Origin of the sequence: Myxococcus sp. NMCA1 (genome assembly GCF_026810205.1) — a bacterium.
Classification (GTDB): Bacteria; Myxococcota; Myxococcia; order Myxococcales; family Myxococcaceae; genus Myxococcus; species Myxococcus xanthus_A.
Genome location: NZ_CP113950.1, coordinates 7774030 through 7791578, shown reverse-complemented (window position 1 = coordinate 7791578; position 17549 = coordinate 7774030). Strand labels below are relative to the sequence as shown.

The 17549-nt window shown below is 64.2% G+C and carries 12 protein-coding genes and 1 pseudogene; 8 read left to right on the top strand and 5 right to left on the bottom strand.

What is annotated here, in order from left to right:
* Positions 1 to 727 precede the first annotated feature (727 nt).
* Positions 728 to 1378 (top strand): hypothetical protein, encoded by a 651-nt coding sequence (locus tag OZ403_RS32225; RefSeq protein WP_268782547.1) that lies wholly within the window; start codon positions 728 to 730, stop codon positions 1376 to 1378.
* 1777 nt (positions 1379 to 3155) lie between these two features.
* Here the strand turns inward: OZ403_RS32225 and OZ403_RS32220 are convergent.
* The gene (locus OZ403_RS32220) at positions 3156 to 4463 is read right to left on the bottom strand and encodes a hypothetical protein (RefSeq protein WP_268782546.1); all 1308 of its coding nucleotides are present in this window, start codon (positions 4461 to 4463) and stop codon (positions 3156 to 3158) included.
* A gap of 236 nt (positions 4464 to 4699) precedes the next feature.
* On the opposite strand from OZ403_RS32220, the gene OZ403_RS32215 reads away from it, so the two are divergent.
* Positions 4700 to 5098: a hypothetical protein gene (locus OZ403_RS32215; RefSeq protein WP_268782545.1), complete on the top strand. Its 399-nt coding sequence runs from the start codon at positions 4700 to 4702 to the stop codon at positions 5096 to 5098.
* Between the two features lie 444 nt (positions 5099 to 5542).
* Here OZ403_RS32215 and tnpC read toward each other — a convergent pair whose 3' ends face one another.
* The 3 genes from tnpC to istA all read right to left on the bottom strand — a co-directional run bounded on the left by tnpC (position 5543) and on the right by istA (position 9431).
* Positions 5543 to 7003 carry an IS66 family transposase gene (gene tnpC / locus OZ403_RS32210; RefSeq protein WP_268782544.1) on the bottom strand — a complete coding sequence of 487 codons (1461 nt, stop codon included), beginning with the start codon at positions 7001 to 7003 and terminating at the stop codon, positions 5543 to 5545.
* Positions 7004 to 7170: 167 nt separating this feature from the next.
* The gene (istB, locus tag OZ403_RS32205; RefSeq protein ID WP_140876531.1) at positions 7171 to 7932 is read right to left on the bottom strand and encodes an IS21-like element helper ATPase IstB; all 762 of its coding nucleotides are present in this window, start codon (positions 7930 to 7932) and stop codon (positions 7171 to 7173) included.
* On the bottom strand, positions 7929 to 9431 hold the full coding sequence (istA, locus tag OZ403_RS32200) for an IS21 family transposase (RefSeq protein WP_268782543.1): 1503 nt from the start codon (positions 9429 to 9431) through the stop codon (positions 7929 to 7931). The genes istB and istA overlap by 4 nt, the downstream gene beginning before the upstream one ends.
* Before the next feature lie 748 nt (positions 9432 to 10179).
* Here istA and OZ403_RS32195 point away from each other — a divergent pair.
* The 6 genes and pseudogenes from OZ403_RS32195 to OZ403_RS32170 form a co-directional block, all read left to right on the top strand.
* Positions 10180 to 10980: pseudogene (locus OZ403_RS32195) on the top strand (hypothetical protein); the annotation flags it as partial.
* Complete coding sequence (locus OZ403_RS32190) at positions 10977 to 12311, top strand: hypothetical protein (RefSeq protein WP_268782542.1); 1335 nt, start codon at positions 10977 to 10979, stop codon at positions 12309 to 12311. The pseudogene OZ403_RS32195 and the gene OZ403_RS32190, both read left to right, overlap by 4 nt.
* A 109-nt stretch (positions 12312 to 12420) precedes the next feature.
* Positions 12421 to 12801 carry an Imm8 family immunity protein gene (locus tag OZ403_RS32185; RefSeq protein ID WP_268782541.1) on the top strand — a complete coding sequence of 127 codons (381 nt, stop codon included), beginning with the start codon at positions 12421 to 12423 and terminating at the stop codon, positions 12799 to 12801.
* A 251-nt stretch (positions 12802 to 13052) separates the two neighbouring features.
* Entirely contained in the window at positions 13053 to 13550 is a 498-nt protein-coding gene (locus OZ403_RS32180) for an IS66 family transposase (RefSeq protein ID WP_268782540.1), read from the top strand.
* A 121-nt stretch (positions 13551 to 13671) separates the two neighbouring features.
* A complete protein-coding gene (locus OZ403_RS32175) occupies positions 13672 to 14661 on the top strand; it encodes an alpha/beta fold hydrolase (protein WP_268782539.1) in 990 nt (329 codons plus the stop codon).
* Positions 14662 to 15265: 604 nt separating this feature from the next.
* Complete coding sequence (locus tag OZ403_RS32170; RefSeq protein WP_268782538.1) at positions 15266 to 15559, top strand: hypothetical protein; 294 nt, start codon at positions 15266 to 15268, stop codon at positions 15557 to 15559.
* 842 nt (positions 15560 to 16401) lie between these two features.
* Here OZ403_RS32170 and OZ403_RS32165 read toward each other — a convergent pair.
* Positions 16402 to 17511: a GIY-YIG nuclease family protein gene (locus OZ403_RS32165; RefSeq protein WP_268782537.1), complete on the bottom strand. Its 1110-nt coding sequence runs from the start codon at positions 17509 to 17511 to the stop codon at positions 16402 to 16404.
* Positions 17512 to 17549 lie beyond the last annotated feature (38 nt).

The window sequence follows — 17549 nt, the reverse complement described above, 5'->3', positions numbered from 1 at the left end:
ATGCATCGGGCAGCTTGAAGACAAGCGTGCTGAATACGTTCGAGCGAGAGAATCCTGCTGACTAACTTTATGTCGACGCCGCAGCAATTCAACGACCCTGGGTGCGCCTTAGCGCAGGCAATGACGGCGGCTCACTGCTGCTTCGATGCGCTCGTGGTGCCGCGACCTAACTGGGGACACTTAACTCCGCGTTTGCACCGGACTGCGGAAACTCAGAGCTACCTGTTGCACCGGAGTCGCTATGACCGAACGTTTCGAGTGTATCTGCGGTAGTCTTCGGAAGACGCTACCTGCCGCGAACATTGACGAGGTGTTGATCCGGTTCAGAGGATATATGAACATCTACGCGGATCGGCTAGGGGACGCGACCAGCATAACTATTCGCGGCCCGGTGCGAGTCGGACAAGCTGCGACCGAGCACGTCTTCGACAGAGTAACAGGCGAGTGGAAGGCGTCGATTGAACCCCGCACGAAGAGGCGCCGCTAGAACACGTGCGTGACAGGCTAGCCCCACCGACTATGTCAGTCTTGCAGGGGCGACGCCATGGACCCGCTCCCGCAGCTACTCCATTGATGCCCCAATGGATGCGAGGCAGTGATCCATGGTGGTCTCTAGATGGGGAAGGCTCCGCCCAGTTAGCTACCCTGACGAGGAACTGCGAATGTTAACTGGTCACACGCTCAGGGCTAGGTCATAGACCAGTTGTGCAAGACTAGGAGTTGTTCGATGGACGTCGACCAAATGAGCCGACAGATTGAGGCAGAGGAGGCGCGTCTCCGGGAGTTGATGAAGGAGATGGAGGCGTTGGTGCCTGGCATTGTCGCAGCAGTTTCTACGGAGGTCGTGGAGTGGTCTGGGGTGGCGGCAAAGAATGCTGCCGAGGGGTACTTCACAAGCAACCCGAAGCGGCATGCAGAACTCGCGGCCAAGTTGCCAAAGTTGAAGCAGGCCGTTGATGCTACGTTGGCGCGACTGCCCTCGCTCGTCGAGCAAGAGTTGAATCGCCTTGGCTCATGGGCGCACACGAGCAAGGAGGCATTGAATGGCCTGCCGTGGACAGTGGCCGAGGAGACCTCTCGGACGTGGTGGACGGTCGCAAGGACAACGTATGGTTTTATTGCCCGCCCACTTGCCGAACACGGATTTGTAGGCGGCCGTGAACAGGGGGATCATGATTTGTGGTCGCACGACAGCTCTTGTCCGGGGTACTTTACATTCGCTTACGGCGGTTCGTTGAAGGCGATGCCGGAAAGAGTTTGCATCGCATTGAAGCCGTATAAAGAGCGCTGGGCAGAGGCCCGAAAAAGGCAAGCTGCGATAGCGGTCCTTGAGGGAGAAAGAGCCAAGCTGGCCTTCAAGAACACATGGGGGAAGTGAGTCTGAATGGGCAGGGCCAGAAAGTGTCTGGCCTTGTGCACCGCTCTCTCTGTGGCGCTGGTAAAGTGGTCTCTATGCGCACATGACGTCGCGACGGAATCTGGGGGCACAAGGGGCGGGTGACGGCATCGGAGCTGTACCGCGTGCGGAGCGTCTCGCGCGCCTGCGTGCCTGGGACGCCTACGTCGAGGTGACGGAGGTAGATGGCGCCCGCCACGCCACCGTCCTGGCGGGCAAGAAGGTCCGATGTACGAGGGGCCACGCTCTAGTCCCTGGAGGGGCGCTTCAGCACCACCACCGCCCGGGCCGTCCGCGCGCCTCGCTCACTCGCAGTGACGCGCCCTAATGTGGCCTTGGTTCGCTCATGGCGCAGCGACCGATCTTGGGTAGACCCATCGGAGGATGGCGCCGGGGCTGTCCTGAGTGCGGAGCGTCGCGAGTGCCCGGCATGCCTGGGACGCCTACGTCGAGGTGACGGACGAGGAGGGCGTCCTCCACGCTATCGTCCTCGGAGTGGAGGCGGAGGTGCCGCGCACGACGGGGCCCTTGGTTCAGTCCCTGAAGGAGCGATTCGGCATCACTTCTGCCCGGGCCGCACGCGCGGCCCAGCGGCGTGATGCGGCTGACGCGCTCGTGATGCAGCGACCGAATTTAGGGGAGACATGGCGGATGGTTGACCAGGCTGGCGGGGAACGTCCAGACTCCCTCGGAGGCAGCCTGGACATGATGAGCCTGCGTTTCAAGGAGTGGGTACTGGGCCTCTTCCGAGCCGGATTCGGTGGCCAGTGGAGCGCACGGGCTCCGGTGGTCCTCTCATCTCCCGTGGAGGTCACGTCACCTCCGCCCGCTATCGCTTCCCCCCTCCGTGGTGGAGGCCGAGCTTTCCGTGAAGCCGAAGAAGAAGCGGAAGCGCTTGGGGCATGCCGTTCGGGCCTGGAATGCCCGGCTCCGCTCTCCCGAGGCAGACGCGTAAGGCGTCAGCTACGGCGCCAGGGCGGTGCCTGGTTTGGCGTCAAACTCGACGTCAGCTCGGTCCTTGTTCGCCCAGCACCGGCCGGAACTCCCCCGTCACTGAATGGCTCCGTCATGGGGCCTCCACGCACATTGTTCACAGCCGTGAGGCTGTGGGTATCACCGGCAGGCTCTTGGCGCCTGGATCGACGCTGCCATTATGCCGCGGTTGGACATGCTGCTGGCCAAGCGGATGAAGCCCGCTGTTCGTCTCGCGCAGTTGGGGGGGCAGGCAAGATGATGACCACGCTCGCCCCGCTCGCTCGCCTTGACGCCTTCCGGGGACCGGTCTGGTGCACGCATTCCACGGCGACGGGGTTCTGGGCGGGCCCAAGATGGAGGGCGCGGTTACGGCGAGTGCTCAGTTTCTGGAAAGAATCGAGCAAACGCTCGTGCGTCGATTTCGGCGAATCGCGTCAGGAAAGACTTTGACCGCAACAGACTTCCGTCGGGACTGTAGTCTAGTAGGAGGGCGCTCATGGTTGCGTCGCGCCACTCTTCGCTGAGTTTGCGGCGCAAGACCGATGTGATTGACTGGCCGTTTTCGGATAGAGACATCAATGCTTCGAAGTCATTGATTGTCAGGAAGATCGGGGGGTGCGTTTGGGGGGGACGCGGCAGACTGTGTTCGGAGTACTTTTTGGCGATCCATCTGTCGAGGGCGCCGTTCTCGCATAGGTCGTCAAAGGTGACGAGAACGGGGAAGATTGGAGCAGCAGTCTCTTTGATTTCCGTTTGCCCCGACCGGATTGCGTGGATTTTTGCGTCAAGGAGGCGGAGCGCTCCGGGTTGGTGTTTCTTTTTTTTTGTTCCCGTGGCCGAATAGGAAATCCTCATACCAGTCAAGTACCTTGCGGCGCGACACTGCTTGGCGAGCTACCGGTTCCATCACCAGTCGTGATTTGACGGAAAAAAGAATGATTCCGTCGGACTCGATGGTGATGATGTCCTCAATTTCGTCAGATGAGCCGATGTCCTTTGATAGAATGAGTCGAATCGTTGGATTGGATTCTCCAATGCTCTCAGTGGCAATGTTTCGGCATGCGGCTTCGAATATTTGCCCGAATGCGCTTGTCCAAGGTCTAATACCATCTGATAGGGGGCGGGTTGCCTCCCTGTGCCGCATCCAAATTCCACCACGAAGTTGCTCGCGCACTGCCCAAGGAGAGGCCGCTACTAGGTTGCCGGAACTGAGCTTTATAAACGGTGTTTGGATGAAGAAAGTTGGGGCGTGTGGGAGGCCATCACTACGAAGTGACGCCTCAAGTTTTGAACGAGCTTGGTCTTTGGTTGTCGTGAGACTGCTGAAGTGGCCGTCTGCCCATGTGGGATGTAGCGCTGTTTTTGAATACCATGTTCGCGGGTCGATAATTGGCGCGATCCAATCCCCGTCCTTGTAAGTTCCCCATGTCTGCGAGAAGTAACAGAGAGGGAGTAGGAATGATTCAAACCATTCAAGAAAGGAACTGCCGAAGGCGCGATTTTGTACGCTAGCCCATGTGGCGGCGTCTGAGAGAATTCCCTTTTTTGGGGGGCGTTCAAAAACCAATGCAGTTCGGACGATGCCTCTCAGCGAGTCGTGGTGCTTATTGAATCGCGAGAGATGGCAGAATTCGGCTGTGAGTTGCTCGAGTTGAGAAAGTGGTGGCGTGTCTTTCTCTTTCCACGAGGTTAGATGGTCGTTGGCCGCGAGCAGTAATCGGCCAATGTCTAGTGCAGAGGGGGGCGGGCCGGTGTCCTTCCCGTCCAGAATTGAGAGCGCCTGGAGGAAGTATATTGCCTGTTCGTGTGCGATTGGATTTTCTTTGTTTTGAAATACGTGGGTTCCGATGCGCCAGTCTATTCCTCTTGGGGAGAAGCGCAGTTTTGCTAGTTCTTCGTGGATGTGTTGGGGATAGTGTTTTTTGTTGTTGGTGCGAAAGTTGGCGAGTGAGCCCGCGAGCATGGCGAGTCTTGTGAATGTTTCTTCCCAGGAGAATTGTCCTATGAATTCTCGAAGTTTGTAGGCTTGAATAGGGCTGCCTATGATGCTCTGGGTGGAGAGGTATGAAGTAAATCCTAGGTTCTTCTTCATGCTGATGAACTCCCTTGTTTCTCTGTTGGAGTTTTCTCGCTTCAGTGATGCTTAAGGTGCCATGTTGTTGCCGTGAGTATTCTATATGGTTAATCCGATTGGAGGGGCTTCGGTTTTCATGACTCGCCAAGACTCCGATTGGGCTGGGTGTGTATTGACCCGGTCTGTGGCGTCAGTCCTGTTTGGCACACCTCTGCCCACAGGTCGGGTATGGTGCCCGATGCGAGGGAGGGCGCATGCAGCGGGGACTTGGAAAGCAGAATCCGCAGTACTTCTCCATCCGGTCGGTCATCCAGCTCATCTCCGACGACGTCCAGCCCATGGCGCGAATGGCCTTGCCGCCGCAGGAGATGATTCTGGTGGGTGAGGTCGTGGAGGTGCGCGGGCGCAGGGTGTGTCTGGCCGACACCCGTGGCTTCGACAAGCGCGTCTGGGTGGTGCTCCCGGACGATTGCACTTGGCGCCCTGGGTTGGCGCACATGGTGGAGTTCGAGGGCAGTGCAAGGGCCTTCGTGGATGAGGAGCGCGGCGGCATCGACGTGCGCTTCATGGCGAAGAGCTGGACGGACCGCGGCCCCTCGAGTCGGCATGTCCGCCCCCCCCCCCTGTGTCAGGGAAGAAGTCGCCTCGGCTGACGTGCCGAGCTGACGACGTCTTGGGGGCGAGGGCAGGCAGGGCGCAGTGTCGTGCACGGATGCATTCAAGGCGCAGGTGGTGAAGCGGATGGTGGGCCCTGGCTCGGAGGCCGCCCCAACGCGCGGGGGGATGAGTTCACAGTCACCCGCGCCAAGGCATCCCCTCCGGTGACTGTCTCCTGCTTCAGGGAGAGGTGCGCGTGCGGGAACTACTTTGAAGGAATACTGGCCTGGCCAACAGCTTGAGTGTGGCTTGGCACGGTTCTCCTCCACTCCCTGTGCCGCACCCCGCCAAAGGCCCTCTGAATCTCATATGTGCTGCCGAGTGCATCATAGACAGGGGGCACACACGTAGTAGAATTGGGTGTCTGACTGCGGTGGCAGGAAGCCTACTGTGCGCTGGAGGAGAGATGAGCCCTAAAATCGCCGTAACCGTTCACCGGCTCAGGCCGCGTTCGCGAGCTGAAGCGTTTCCGGAGTGGGCAGCAGCGAGGGTGCTGGAAGGCCGTTCCGATGCGCGTGCAGGGTGTTCGTCAGGAAGTCCAGAGCGCCGCGCCGTTGAAGCTTGAGCGTGGTGACGGCCGTGAGGATTCGCTCCACGAAACGACTGCCCTCGGGGCCTTGCGTGCCGAAGGATGTCTTCCTGTACATGACGGCGTGACGCAGGCACCGCTCGCCGAAGTTGTTCGTCGGCTCCAAGCCTGGCACGTCGACAAACGTCCATAGACACTTTTCAAAGCGCAGAATCTCCCGGGCCATCCCGGCCGTCTTCTTCTCGGCGTGCATCTCGGCACGGCGCAACAGGCGGCCCACCTCGCGCTCCACAGCGGGCATCCTTTGCTCGAACTCCTCGCGCGTCATGGTTCCGTCGCGCACCCAGTGGTACCAGTGGAAGAAGCGGTTTCTCTGGCGCATCAACTTCCTGCCGAGGCGGCCGCCTTTGCCACCCCGGTCGATGAAGCCCTGGAAGTCCCGGGTGAGGTGGGCCCAACACACCTGCCGCAGGCCCGCGTCGCACCACTCGTATCCGCTCCACCTGTCGCTCACGAGGAAGCCGGCGAAGTCCTCCCCCAGCAGGGCACGCGCCACCTTGCCACCGCGACTCTGGGCGATGCGAAAGATGGCCACCAGCGCCGTGGCCACCATCCACAGCCAGGCGCGCTTGCCTCGCCCGTCCTCACGCCCTTCCACCCAGCCCGTCTCGTCCGCGTGAGCCCTGTCGGCAGCCTGCACGTACTCGGTGGCCTCGGTCACCGCGGGGGCGAGCGCGCCTGCCATCTCCCCTTCGAGATTCACGACGCTGCCCACGGACACCTCCACGCCCACCATGTCCGAGAGCGCGTCCTTCACCAGCCGCTTGGACAGCCGGTACTTGCCCACCAGGAGGCTGGCCAGTGCGCCCAGCCGGTCGCCGAAGGCGCTGCTGGCATACGCGGGCACCGGCTGCCGCGTCACCGTGCCACACGCGCGGCACTCCAACGCGTGGCTGCGGTACTCGGTGACAATGGCCGAAAGCGGCGGCACTTCCACCACCTGATGGCGGCGCGGCTCGGAATCTCTGCCGACCAGCCGACCTCGGCAGCCCTTGCACTCCTTGGGTACCAGCTCGACGAAGTGCTGCACCGCCTCGGGCGGCAGCAACCGTCGCTCATGCTTCTTATGCCCGGGCTGGCCGCCGGGTCGGCGCCCCGTCGGCTTCTTCGGCGGGCGCGGCGTGCCGAGGGCGTCCGAGGAGGGCGGCTTCGAGGAGTTGCTTGAATTCTGGCTCAGCCGCGCCTCCAACTCCGCCACGCGCGCCGTGAGAGCTTCCACCTTCGCAATCAACTCGACGATGAGCGCGTCGCGCGCGGCCACCTGCGCTTCCAATTCCGCGATGCGCGCATCCTTGGGGTTGTTGGCGGTCATCAAAGAGCGCGGGATTCTGGTCATCGACGCGGTCATCGCGGAGCGCGGAAATCGGGTCATCGGCGAGCGCAGGTATCGAGTCGAGGCAACGCAAGACGGCCCCGCGCTGCGCTCCGATTGCGGGGCGCAGAGCGAGGCCGGTGGGCATCGGTGAGTCGCGGGGACGCTCAGCTCTTCCTTGCCTTGCGCTCCGCGCGTGATTCCTCGGCCATACGCCTGCGGTAGCTGTCGCCCTCGATGCTGATGATGCTCGCGTGGTGGATGACGCGGTCAATGAGGGCGATGGCGCATGCGGCGTTGGGGAAGATGGTGGTCCACTCGGAGAATGGGAGGTTGGTCGTCAGGACAATCGGCTTCTTCTCATACCTGCGCGACACCACCTGGAAGAGGAGGTCGGCGTTCCTGGCGTCGTAGGAGAGGTAGCCAATCTCGTCGATGACGAGCAACCCCGCCTGAGTGCAGTAGTGCTTCAGGCGCCTGTCGAGAGCGCGAGCGGAGTCCTGGCTTCCCAAGTCGAGCAGCAACTGGGAGGCGGTGGTGAAGAGGACGGAGTGCCCAGCCTGCACGGCGTTGTAGGCGATATTCTGAGCAATCATCGTCTTGCCCAGTCCCTGGGGCGCGACGAGGACGACGTTGGCGGGGCGGGCCATGAAGTCCAGCGCCAGGGCGCCCTCGACGGCCGTCCTGTCGATGCGCTTGGGCCAGCCCCAGTCGAAGTCGGCCATCGTCCTGAGCGCGCCGAGCTTGCTGCGCGACAGGCGCCGCTCCACGCTGCGCCGGGCTCTGTCCTTCGTCTCTTCCTCGGTGATGGCTTCCAGCAACTCGGTGGGGCCCCACCTGCGTTTGGTGGCCAGGGCAATGAGGTCATCGAGCGCGGCACTGGTGTGATGCAGGCCCAGGGTGTTGAGGCGTTCCTTCAAGGGGCTCATGACACTTGCTCCGTGTCGCGCCCGAGGAGGGCGTCGTAGGGGTTGAGGGAGTGCTGGGGGACGCGTTGCTCGCGCACGCGCGGGTCATCCGGCAGCACCAGGGGCAGCGGCGGAGGGGCGCCCCTTTTGCGGCTGCGTTGGTCGAGGACGTGGGCAACGGCGGCGGGGCCGAGTGCGCCGCGAGCGAGCGTCTCGGCGATGGCGGCGTCGGTTTCGGCGGAGCCGTACCTGTCGGCCAGCGCCAGCAGCTTCACGGTGTGGTTGCCGAGGTTGTCGCCGCGGCTGGTGAGCGCCTGGAGGAGTTGCTCGGCGTGCGGGCAGCGTGCGCGCAGCAAGTCCCTGCCACGCAGCTCGTGGGCGTGGGCCTTGCGCCTGGCCAGGGCAGCCAGGTGGCTGGCATCCTCGACGACGGCGCCCTTGTCCCAGCTGCGCACGTGCGAGGCGACTTCCACGGCGCCGTCGAGGAGGCGCACCGTGGTGGACGAGGCCACCAGCGTGAGGGGCCGGCGCACCAGGCCCTCGGGAATGGAGTAGTCGTTGCCGTCGAAGCGCACGTAGGGCGTCTTGCCGGAGGCGGCGGGGCGCACCACGTCGGTGGGCAGCGGGTGCGCGGGCAGCGGCAGCAGCAGGGGGCGCTCGGCTTCCAAGGCCTGCGCCACCGTGCGGCCCGAGGCGTCGCCGGGCACCCGGCGCTGGTGGGCCACCTCCTCCACCCAGCGCTGCAGTTGGCGGTTGACGTCGTCGAGGCCGTGGAAGGTGCGCGCAGAGAAGAAGGAGTCGCGCAGGTAGCGGATGGTGCGCTCCACCTTTCCCTTCTCATTGCCGCGGTAGGGGGCGCAGGGCTTGGGGACGAAGTGGTAGTGGCCGGCGGCTTCCAATATGCGCGGGTGGAAGTGAATGATGTCTCCGGCCCTCTGCAGCACGACGGACTTCAGGTTGTCGTAGAGGAGGTTGCGAGGCACGCCGCCCAGCGCTTCGAAGGCTTGGACGTGGCCCTGGAGGAAGCACTCCATGGTTTGGCCCAGGAAGAAGCGCGCGTACATGGCGCGCGAGTGGCCCAGCACCAGGACGAAGCAGGAGAGCGTCCGGGTGGCCCGCCCCACCCGCACCTTGCCGAAGCTGCCCCAGTCCACCTGGGCCTCTTCGCCCAGCAGGGTATTGCGGCGCAAGAAGGCCTCGGCCTGGGGCCCCGGACGCACCCGCCGCACGTAGCGCTTCACCTGCTCATAGCCGCCCAGGTAGCCACGGGCCTTCACCATGTGGAAGAGGCGCGTGGCCCTCAGGCGCGGGTGGGCCTTGAGGGTGACGTCAATGAAGTCCGTGTACGGGCCCAGCACCGTGGGCTTCGCCGTTCTGTCAGCACTGGCTACCGGCACGTCCTCCAGGGCCGCCTCCACGGTGTCGTGGTGCAGCCCCAACTGCGTGGCGATGGCGCCCACCGGCCAGCCTTCCGCGTAGTGCAACTGGCGAATCCGGGCGCGTACCTCGAGGCCAATCATCCTCCCACCTCCTCAGGGTGGGCAGCGCCGCCAGCGCGGGCCCATTCGGGTGCGCGCCAGGGTGGTGTGACGGAGGAATGGATTGGCGCGTCCGCAGGACGTGCAAGCCGGAATGGACGGTGGTGCATACGCAGGTGGCCTCGCTGCGCTCGGCTCCGCGGACACCTGCGTGGTGGCCTGGGCCGGCGCGGGCGGCACCGTCACCTCCAAGGCCCCTGGCGGGGGAGACTGATGCGTCACTTTCCGCCGCCGTCCTCGGTACGCGGCCTGGCGCTCGGCGTGCGCATGCCGTCCGTCTCGGGTGCGCTGGTATCGCCGCCCGGCCGCGCGCACCGACTCCGCACGCGCCAGCACCCCGCACCTGCGCTCGCAGTAGCGCTGCCCCCTGTCGCACCGGCTGCACAGCTGAAACAGCCTCCGGCACTCCGGCCGCCCGCACACCACCAGACGCAATGACTCCACGCACACCTTCCCGTGCGCGCCGACTTCTGGCGCCGCGCCGCGGAGTGCGCTACCCCTCCCTCACCGGCTCGCCCCTCTCGCACACCAGGGCGCGCCCCCAGGAAGGCCCTCCAGGTGTCGCTGGTGGGCCTTCTGACTTTTCAGGACGCGCGCAGCCCCGGACTCCACCGGCTCGCGCTCCTCTCCTCAACTTTTCGGCGGCACCCAGCGCTGCCCCTGGCAGCAGAGCTCTCGAACTTCTCGCCGTCCATGACCAGAAATCCGCGCTTCCTGGTGACCATCAACAGAGCCCGCCCGGTCTTCGGCGAGAAGGCTGCAATTCGACAACCTGGACCTCTTCGCACAGGACGCCAAGGTAGGTGCTGCGGAGGCCGCGAAGGCGAAGCTGTTCCTGGCGGAGCTGGAGTCCTCGGGGCCCCGTCTCCCGAAGGACGTGAAGCTGCTGAAGGAGATGGCGCCCAAGCTGAATGAGCCGCCGCCGGGAGTCGAGAAGGGGGCGCCGCTCTGGCGGGAGTACGTTGCCTACCGTAAGAGGCGCCTGAAGGAGATTCGGAACGGTGACGCCGTCAAGGGCCCCCTGAAGTGGGAGGGCTACGGGGGGATGCGCGCCTACTATGCTCGGGGCATGGCTTTCGAGAGGACCATGATCGCCATCCTGGAGGCGGACGCTGCGTTGCCCCGCGCACAGCGGCGCTGGCTCGGCGACTTCGAGCAGCCGCGCATCGCGACGCACGTGGGCGTGTCGAAGGTGGACTTCCGGTACGCCGACGTCCTCGTCATCGAGGAGCGCCCCCCACCGGGCCAGCCACCCCGGGTGGAGACGTTCAGCTTCAAGAGTCGAAACTTGGCCGCCCTCGGAGAAGATGCGCTGCCTGTGCAGGTAAATACGGACGCAAGTAACGCAATGAAGTTCTACGGTGGAACGCTGAAAATTCTTCGGGACGGTATGCGACAGCAGGCGAATGTGAAGCGAGTGCGCCTTGTCTATGAGGGCGGAGAGCTGTTGCCCGAGAATCGAAGCGGGCTGGATAGTGCGGCCATGGATGCGCAGAGTTCGATTCAGGGTGTGGAGGTACTGTTTCAATGAAAACGCTGACCTTGCATGACTTGGACAAGGAGAACAATTTTCGATTCACTATGGACGGGACCTATGACCCAAGGAATGGCTTAGAACAATCTGTCGTGCCATTTCTGGAATCCTTGGAGGCGTATGCAGCCGGGTGGATGCCGACATTCGTCAAGGCCAGTCGGACGCGCAATTACTCCCGAGAGGCGGTAGTCCGTGCGCTGGAAGAGCGGCGCCAGGAGTACGGGACGATCATCGGGCTTGTTCGCCCAGAGGAGCCCGCCGTGTCGTTGGTTCTCAACCTCGGACCTGCGCGGGAACGGCCCCTGCTGAAGGCCAGTCTTAGCGTGCAGCCGCTCACGTTTTTCGGTGAGGCGGAGCGCTGTCGCAACTTCGTGCAGGCCGCTCGGGCATGGGCCTCCCAGTATCCGATGGACTATGCGGTGGCACACAGCGATGCCGATATGCATCTCGCGAAGTTCCCCTCATTCGGTCGCGAGAGGGACACGTGGATGCGGGATGGGTTCGACAAGATTTATGAGCTGTTCTGGTTGAACATCTTCGGCCCAAAACTGGTGGCGTCCGTAGGTCGAGAGCGGATGCTCTCGACGCCTGCGCATCTCGTGGAGGAACTTCCCAACGGTTCCGTCCTCTTGTTGCTACGGCCTACTGCCGCCGACTTTGACAGTGAGGAGTCGCGTGTCGTGCAGGCCCGCGCGCATGTCCACCTGCGGCCCGACCTCGACTTCGACACGGTGCTGCGCACGCTGAAGGAGCGCAGTGCTGCATTCGTTCCCGTCGAGCCACGCTTCCATCCGGACGTGGCGCCGCTCTTGACTCGGCTTACGGATGAGTCCGGTGTCACGACTCGACAGCGGAAGATTGCCGAACTCAACGCCTTCCAACCTCCTGTGCCGGAAGAGTGGCTCCCTGTCGCTCATCCCTCGGACGTGGCAAATCCGGAGCGCGTCCTCGAATCCTACGGAGACTTGTCCGAAGGGCTTGTGGCTGTGCTTCACACGGATGTGCCCTCGATCATGAAGGAGACGCCTGAGTCTCTGACGGACCTCGACTTCCACTTCTGGAAGACCAATTTCCCCGAGCGCTACACGCGCGACGTCCTCGACGGACACACGATACCGGCGTTGGGCGTCTACCTGGGGGACGTGCTGGTGCGGCGGTTGGGAGGAACGTGGGTGCTGCGGGCGAAGATGGAGGAGTCCCAGGTGCGCGTTGGGAAGCGCGTCTGGCTGCCCTTCCTCCGTGCGCGCCGGTACATGCAGTCGCGCGAGTCGCTGTTGGAGTACTCGCTCACCCAGTTCTTCAGGGAGGCGGAGCGGCATCGCTCGTGATTTAGGAAGTCTCGAAGGCGCATTCTGAGCAGCATGGTGGAGGCGCGGCGGCCGTCAGCCCGCTGCGCATCCCATCGTCCGCGATGTCGCGACTCGCCAAGGGGACACTGTGAAGCCCGGAATCCAGTCCGTCGGGATTGCAAACTGTCCCAATATCCGGGACTGGGTGCCCGACGACCCCGACGCGGTTGTCGCGTTCATGTTCATCGAAATCGGGCCCAGAACCCGAGGGAAGGGGGCTCTGGACCAGGTCAAGAAGTCGGACACGTTCACCATCATGGTGGCGACTCCAGCTGGGCTCAATACGCTGGAGCCCAAGGACGGCATCCTCCTGTCCAGCCGGAAGCTGGTGGTCATGCACCGGTACGACCTTGACGACCTCTGGCGCTGGCTCGAACGCACTGTAGCCTCCTGCGAAGCCGCTATATGGGAGGAGTGTGTCGATAAGCTTCGGGCACACTTTCATTGGGAGTTCGAGTGCATGGGGTGATTCGCGCCGTCAGGAGCGGGGGGCGTCGGTGCCTTGCATGATGCCGGAGGAGCCGGGGGCATGGTGCCGCCATGGTGATGCGGTCCAAGGCCCCCGTGGGCTCGGCCCCTTGCCAGCAGCCCCACCTGCTGCATCAGCTGGCCCAGGCCACGCGATGACCCTGCGCGCCTCGCTCACCGTCATGACGCGCGTTTTGACGCAGCCTTGACGCACTCATGACGCAGCGACCGAGTTTTGGGTAGGCACACCCCGTGTGCGCCGAGGTGCTGTCGCTCATTGGCCAGCTGTATGCCATTGAGGCCGACCTACCACAACCGCACGTACTGCAGGGGGAGCAACAGGCCGCGGCACTCGCGCAACGGCTCGCGGTGCGACAGGAGAAGTCCGCTCCGCTGGTGGCTGCCATCCGCGAGTGGGCGCTGGCCCAGCGCTCGCTGCCAGGCAGTGCTCTGCGCAAGGCGCTCGAGTACATGCTGGAGCTGTGGAGTGGGCTGACCGTCTTCCTCTCCAACCCATGGGTGCCGCTGGACAACAACCTGGTGGAGCGGCAGCTGCGCGACATGGTGGTGGGCCGCAAGAATCACTACGGCTCCAAGTCGCTGCGCGGCACCGAGGTGGCGGCCCTCTTCTACTCGCTGATTGAGACGGCCCGCCTGCGCGGTGAGGACCCGGGGCGCTACCTGCTGCACGCTGCGCTCGCCGCCATCGAGACTCCCGGCACCGTCACGCTCCCGTCCAGCTCCGACTGACACCACCGCGCCCATCGAAGCCGGGCGGGGGCTCATCCACGCCCCGTCCAGATGGGGCGCGGCGAGCTGTTACCCATGGGCTTCCCTGGTGGTCTCCGCATTCCTGTAGTTGAGTCAGTCCATGCGAAAACTCCTCCTCCTCTGCTTGCCGCTGTTCGCCTGTGTGACGACGAAGTCCGTCCCGGTCCCGGCTTCTGCCGACTCCAGCGCGTTGCATCAGGTGAAGCGGGTGAAGGTGGCCGAGGGGGTCGAGCTCGAGCTGATCGACTTCGGAGGCCAGGGACCCGCGCTCGTCTTCCTGTCGGGCCTGGGCAACACGGGCCACGTGTTCGACACCTTCGCGCCGGAGTTCACCGCGGCCCATCACGTCTACGCCGTCACCCGCCGGGGGTTTGGCTCGTCGAGCTGGCCCGAGCAGGGCTACGACACCGCCACCCTGGGCGAGGACGTCGTCCGGGTGCTGGAGGGGCTGGGAATCGCGAAGGCGTCACTCGTGGGCCACTCCGCCGCCGGGCCAGAGCTCACCTGGGTGGCAACCCATCACCCGGAGCGCGTGGAGAAGGTGGTTTACCTGGACGTGAGGACCGACGGTGACCTGCTGGCGGAGTTCCTTTCGGTCCTGCCCATGCCGCCTCCGAGCGAGCCCGCTCCCGAGGACGTGGCCTCACGCGCCGCGCTCGCCGCCGCGGTCGCGCGTGACGTCGGAGGAGCGTTCCCCGCGCACGAGATCGACGAGTCGAACGAGTTCGATCCGAAGACCGGGCACTACCTGCGCGACCGCAAGTGGCCGCACGCGGAGGAGCGGGTGATGAAGGGTTTCTCGAAGGTGGACTTCGCGGCCGTGACGGCGGCCGTGCTCTTCCTCTACGTGGATCAGCCTCGGTCCGGGCGGGCGGAGGACCTCCCAGGCTTCTCCCAAATGGACCTTCCCGTGCAGGAGAAGTTGAGGACCCTGAGCGCCAGGGCGCTCCAGCGGGACGCCGAAATGCTGAGCGTGATGAGCATGCCGAACTGGAAGGGCATCAAGCTCAAGCACGCGCGGCACTACGTCTGGCTCACCAGCCATGACGAGGTGCTGCGCGAGATGAAGACCTTCCTCGAGACATTTTGAAAGGGCGGCGAAGGCGCGCTGGATGAGCGCATCTCCTGTTTCCACACTTCGAGCAAGCGAACACGTCCAGCGCTTTCCGTCCTGCGTAGCAGCTTGGCGAGAGTCCAATCGTGGTGTGCGCTCCTTCTTCGGCTCCTGCCTCGTCGCGGCAAAGGGCGGGCTCTCTTCCTCCGGCTCCGGCCTCGCCCCTGCTTGGGGGAAACGGCTCGCCTGCGCGGTGAAGACCCGAGATGCTACCTGCTGCGCGCCGCCCTTGCCGCCATCGAGAATCCCGGTACCGTCGCGCTCCCGGCCAGCTCCGACTGACGCCACCGCGCCGTGCTTCAATGCCCGGCGGGCTTATCCTCGCCCCGTCTAGACGGGGCGCGGCGAGCTGTTACGAACTACTCGCTCACGCAGTACTTCAAGGCGGAGCGACACCCGCCCTGACGGAAAGAGACGGGAAAGCGGCCAGAGGTTGTAGGTGATAAGGCTCTGGAGCAGTGGGGCATACCTCGCTGCACCCTCCTTCGTGCCTGGTTGGATGGCGGCATTTGGGGTCGCGCTAGAGTCTACCGGGCGGCCATCAACAGAGCCGCTCAAGGCTCTGTTCCGGAGGAACCCGGTGAGAAATTTCGAGCGAGAAGAGGCCGAGGCCAAGGAGAGGATGCGGCGAGAACTCCTGCCTGTGGTACTTGAGGAGATTGGTTTGACTGGATTGTATATGACGGACGAACTTACTCGGCCGATGGCTGGAGTATTGGCCGGTCTCATTGAGCAGAGTGGCGTGGAGGTGATTCACCTCAATGTTATTCCTTGGGTTGGTGTTCATGCCTATTTGACGCATGCGAAGTATGATTTGGTGAAAGGTAAGTTGGAGGGTATGGCGATGGCTAGGTTTGGCGACGGAAGCATCTAGAGGTAATCGGCCTGGCCCTGTGTCTCGACTTCAAGGGCACGAAGCGCGCTGCCCGCGCCTTCCGCCCGGGTGGCCGCTGCCTCATACCGGCCGGCGTAGCCGAGGGTGATGAGGTTCAGCAGGCTGCTGTCCGAGCTGTTCCTCCCCTCCGAAGAATGCGAGTCCAAGGAAGGTGGCAGTTGGTGCTTCGCTCGAAAACGGTACGGTGGCTCGTGCCGGTCTACCCACTCATGTGGGCGCGAGGCTTCTCGGTGGAGGCCCTTCCTCCGGGGCTGCCTGGCGCGGGGCTCCTTGGGTCTGAGAGGCGTTGGAGGCGCTACGCGCCAGTGGGCCGCCACGTTTCCCGACATCGAGCGGGGACGGGCACTCTTCGGGGCCTTGGCGCTCTTGAGGAGTCTCGGAAGGCTCTGGCCGGGAGCGCCAGCCGCCCTTGCGTGGCGAGGGCGCGCGCCCCTGAAACGGTGGCGGAGACGGCTGATCCGAGGCCGCTGAAGGCGTCTTCACTTCTAGTGCTGGTTTTGAGGGGCCCCGCTGGCCTTGCATTGCCCCCTCCGGGACCAGCAAAGCAGGCGAGAGCCGCAACCTAAAACCAGAGAGAGACGCCCTCCCAGAAACCTCAGAACGGAAAGAGCGGGGCTCCAGGGGAATGTTGTTAACCGCCGCCCCAAAAGTTAACAGCACCTGTTAACCGCTCTCGGCCTCTCTCTCCCCAAAACGGGTGAAAGAGCGGTCCAGAGAGCCCAATCGGCGGTGGAGAAGAGCGGGCATCTCGCTCTGCGGGGTAGAGGGACGAGAGCGCCCTCTTCAGCACCGCGAGCCAGAATCCCTTGGGATTCAGCGGCTTAAGCACGAAGGCCCCGCGATGTCATCGCGAGGCCCTTGTTAAACAAAAAGGGCCCTACCGGTTGGTAGGGCCCTTCGTTCAGCTCCTCGGGGTGCAGGCGGAACCAGCGGGCGATGAGCATCACCTCCTGCGCTTCGTGTGCACGGAAGCCCAGCGTCTCCGGCTCGGGCCGCTCGAGGATTTCACGGGCCTTCGCCTCCAGCGCCTGCTGCTGCTCAAGCGTGACGGGCGCGGGCAGCTCCGCGCGCACGCTGCCCCGGCGCACCACGTAGACGCGGTCATCGCCGCCATGGCCGGGCACCGTGTAGACGAAAGAGAGGCGCTTGAGCATCCGGCTCAGCTCCACCACCCAGCCGCGCATCAGTTCCAGCCGCTCCGCCCTGTCCCGCAGCTCCGCGGCGTATTCGAACTGGAGCCTGCGGGCCGCCAGCGCCATGCGCTCACGCAGCAGCGTCAGCGGCGTGTCGGACGTCCCTTCGAGGAAGGCGCGGGCTTGGGCGACGCGCGCGTCGTACTCCGCGCGAGTACAGCCGCCGGCGCAGGGCGCCAGGCAGCGCGAGAGCTGCCCGCGCATGCACAACGGCTCCTGCTTCAGCGGGAAGAGCTGGCCCTGGTCCGCCAGGCGCATGGGCGTGTCCGCCGCGCAGTCGCGCAGCTCCAGCAAGTCACTCACCGCGCGCACCACGTCGGACACGGCGCTCCGGCCGTGGAACGGCCCGTAGTAGTCGCCGCTCTCGCCGCTGGCGCGGCCCACCACGCGCAGCCGGGGGACGGGTTCACGCGTGAGGTGGATGAAGCAGTGGCCCCGGTCTCGCTTGTGCTCCACGTTGTAGAGGGGGCGCTGTGACTTGATGAGGCGGAACTCGCGCAACAGCGCGGCGAACTCGCTGGGCGTGTACTCCCAGACGATGCGGTGCGCGTGGGCGATGATTTCCGCCGCCTTCTCGTGCGCTTGCGCGCGGAAGTACGACAAGAGCCGCGTGCGCACCCGCACGGACTTGCCCACGTAGAGCACTTCGTCCGAAGGCCCCAGCATCCGGTAGATGCCTGGGCGATTCTCGGCGTGCTCGCGCACGTGGGCGAAGAGGGCGGCGACGCGGGATTCCATGAGACGGGAGCGGAGGCCCGCACCGTAACTGGCGAGGG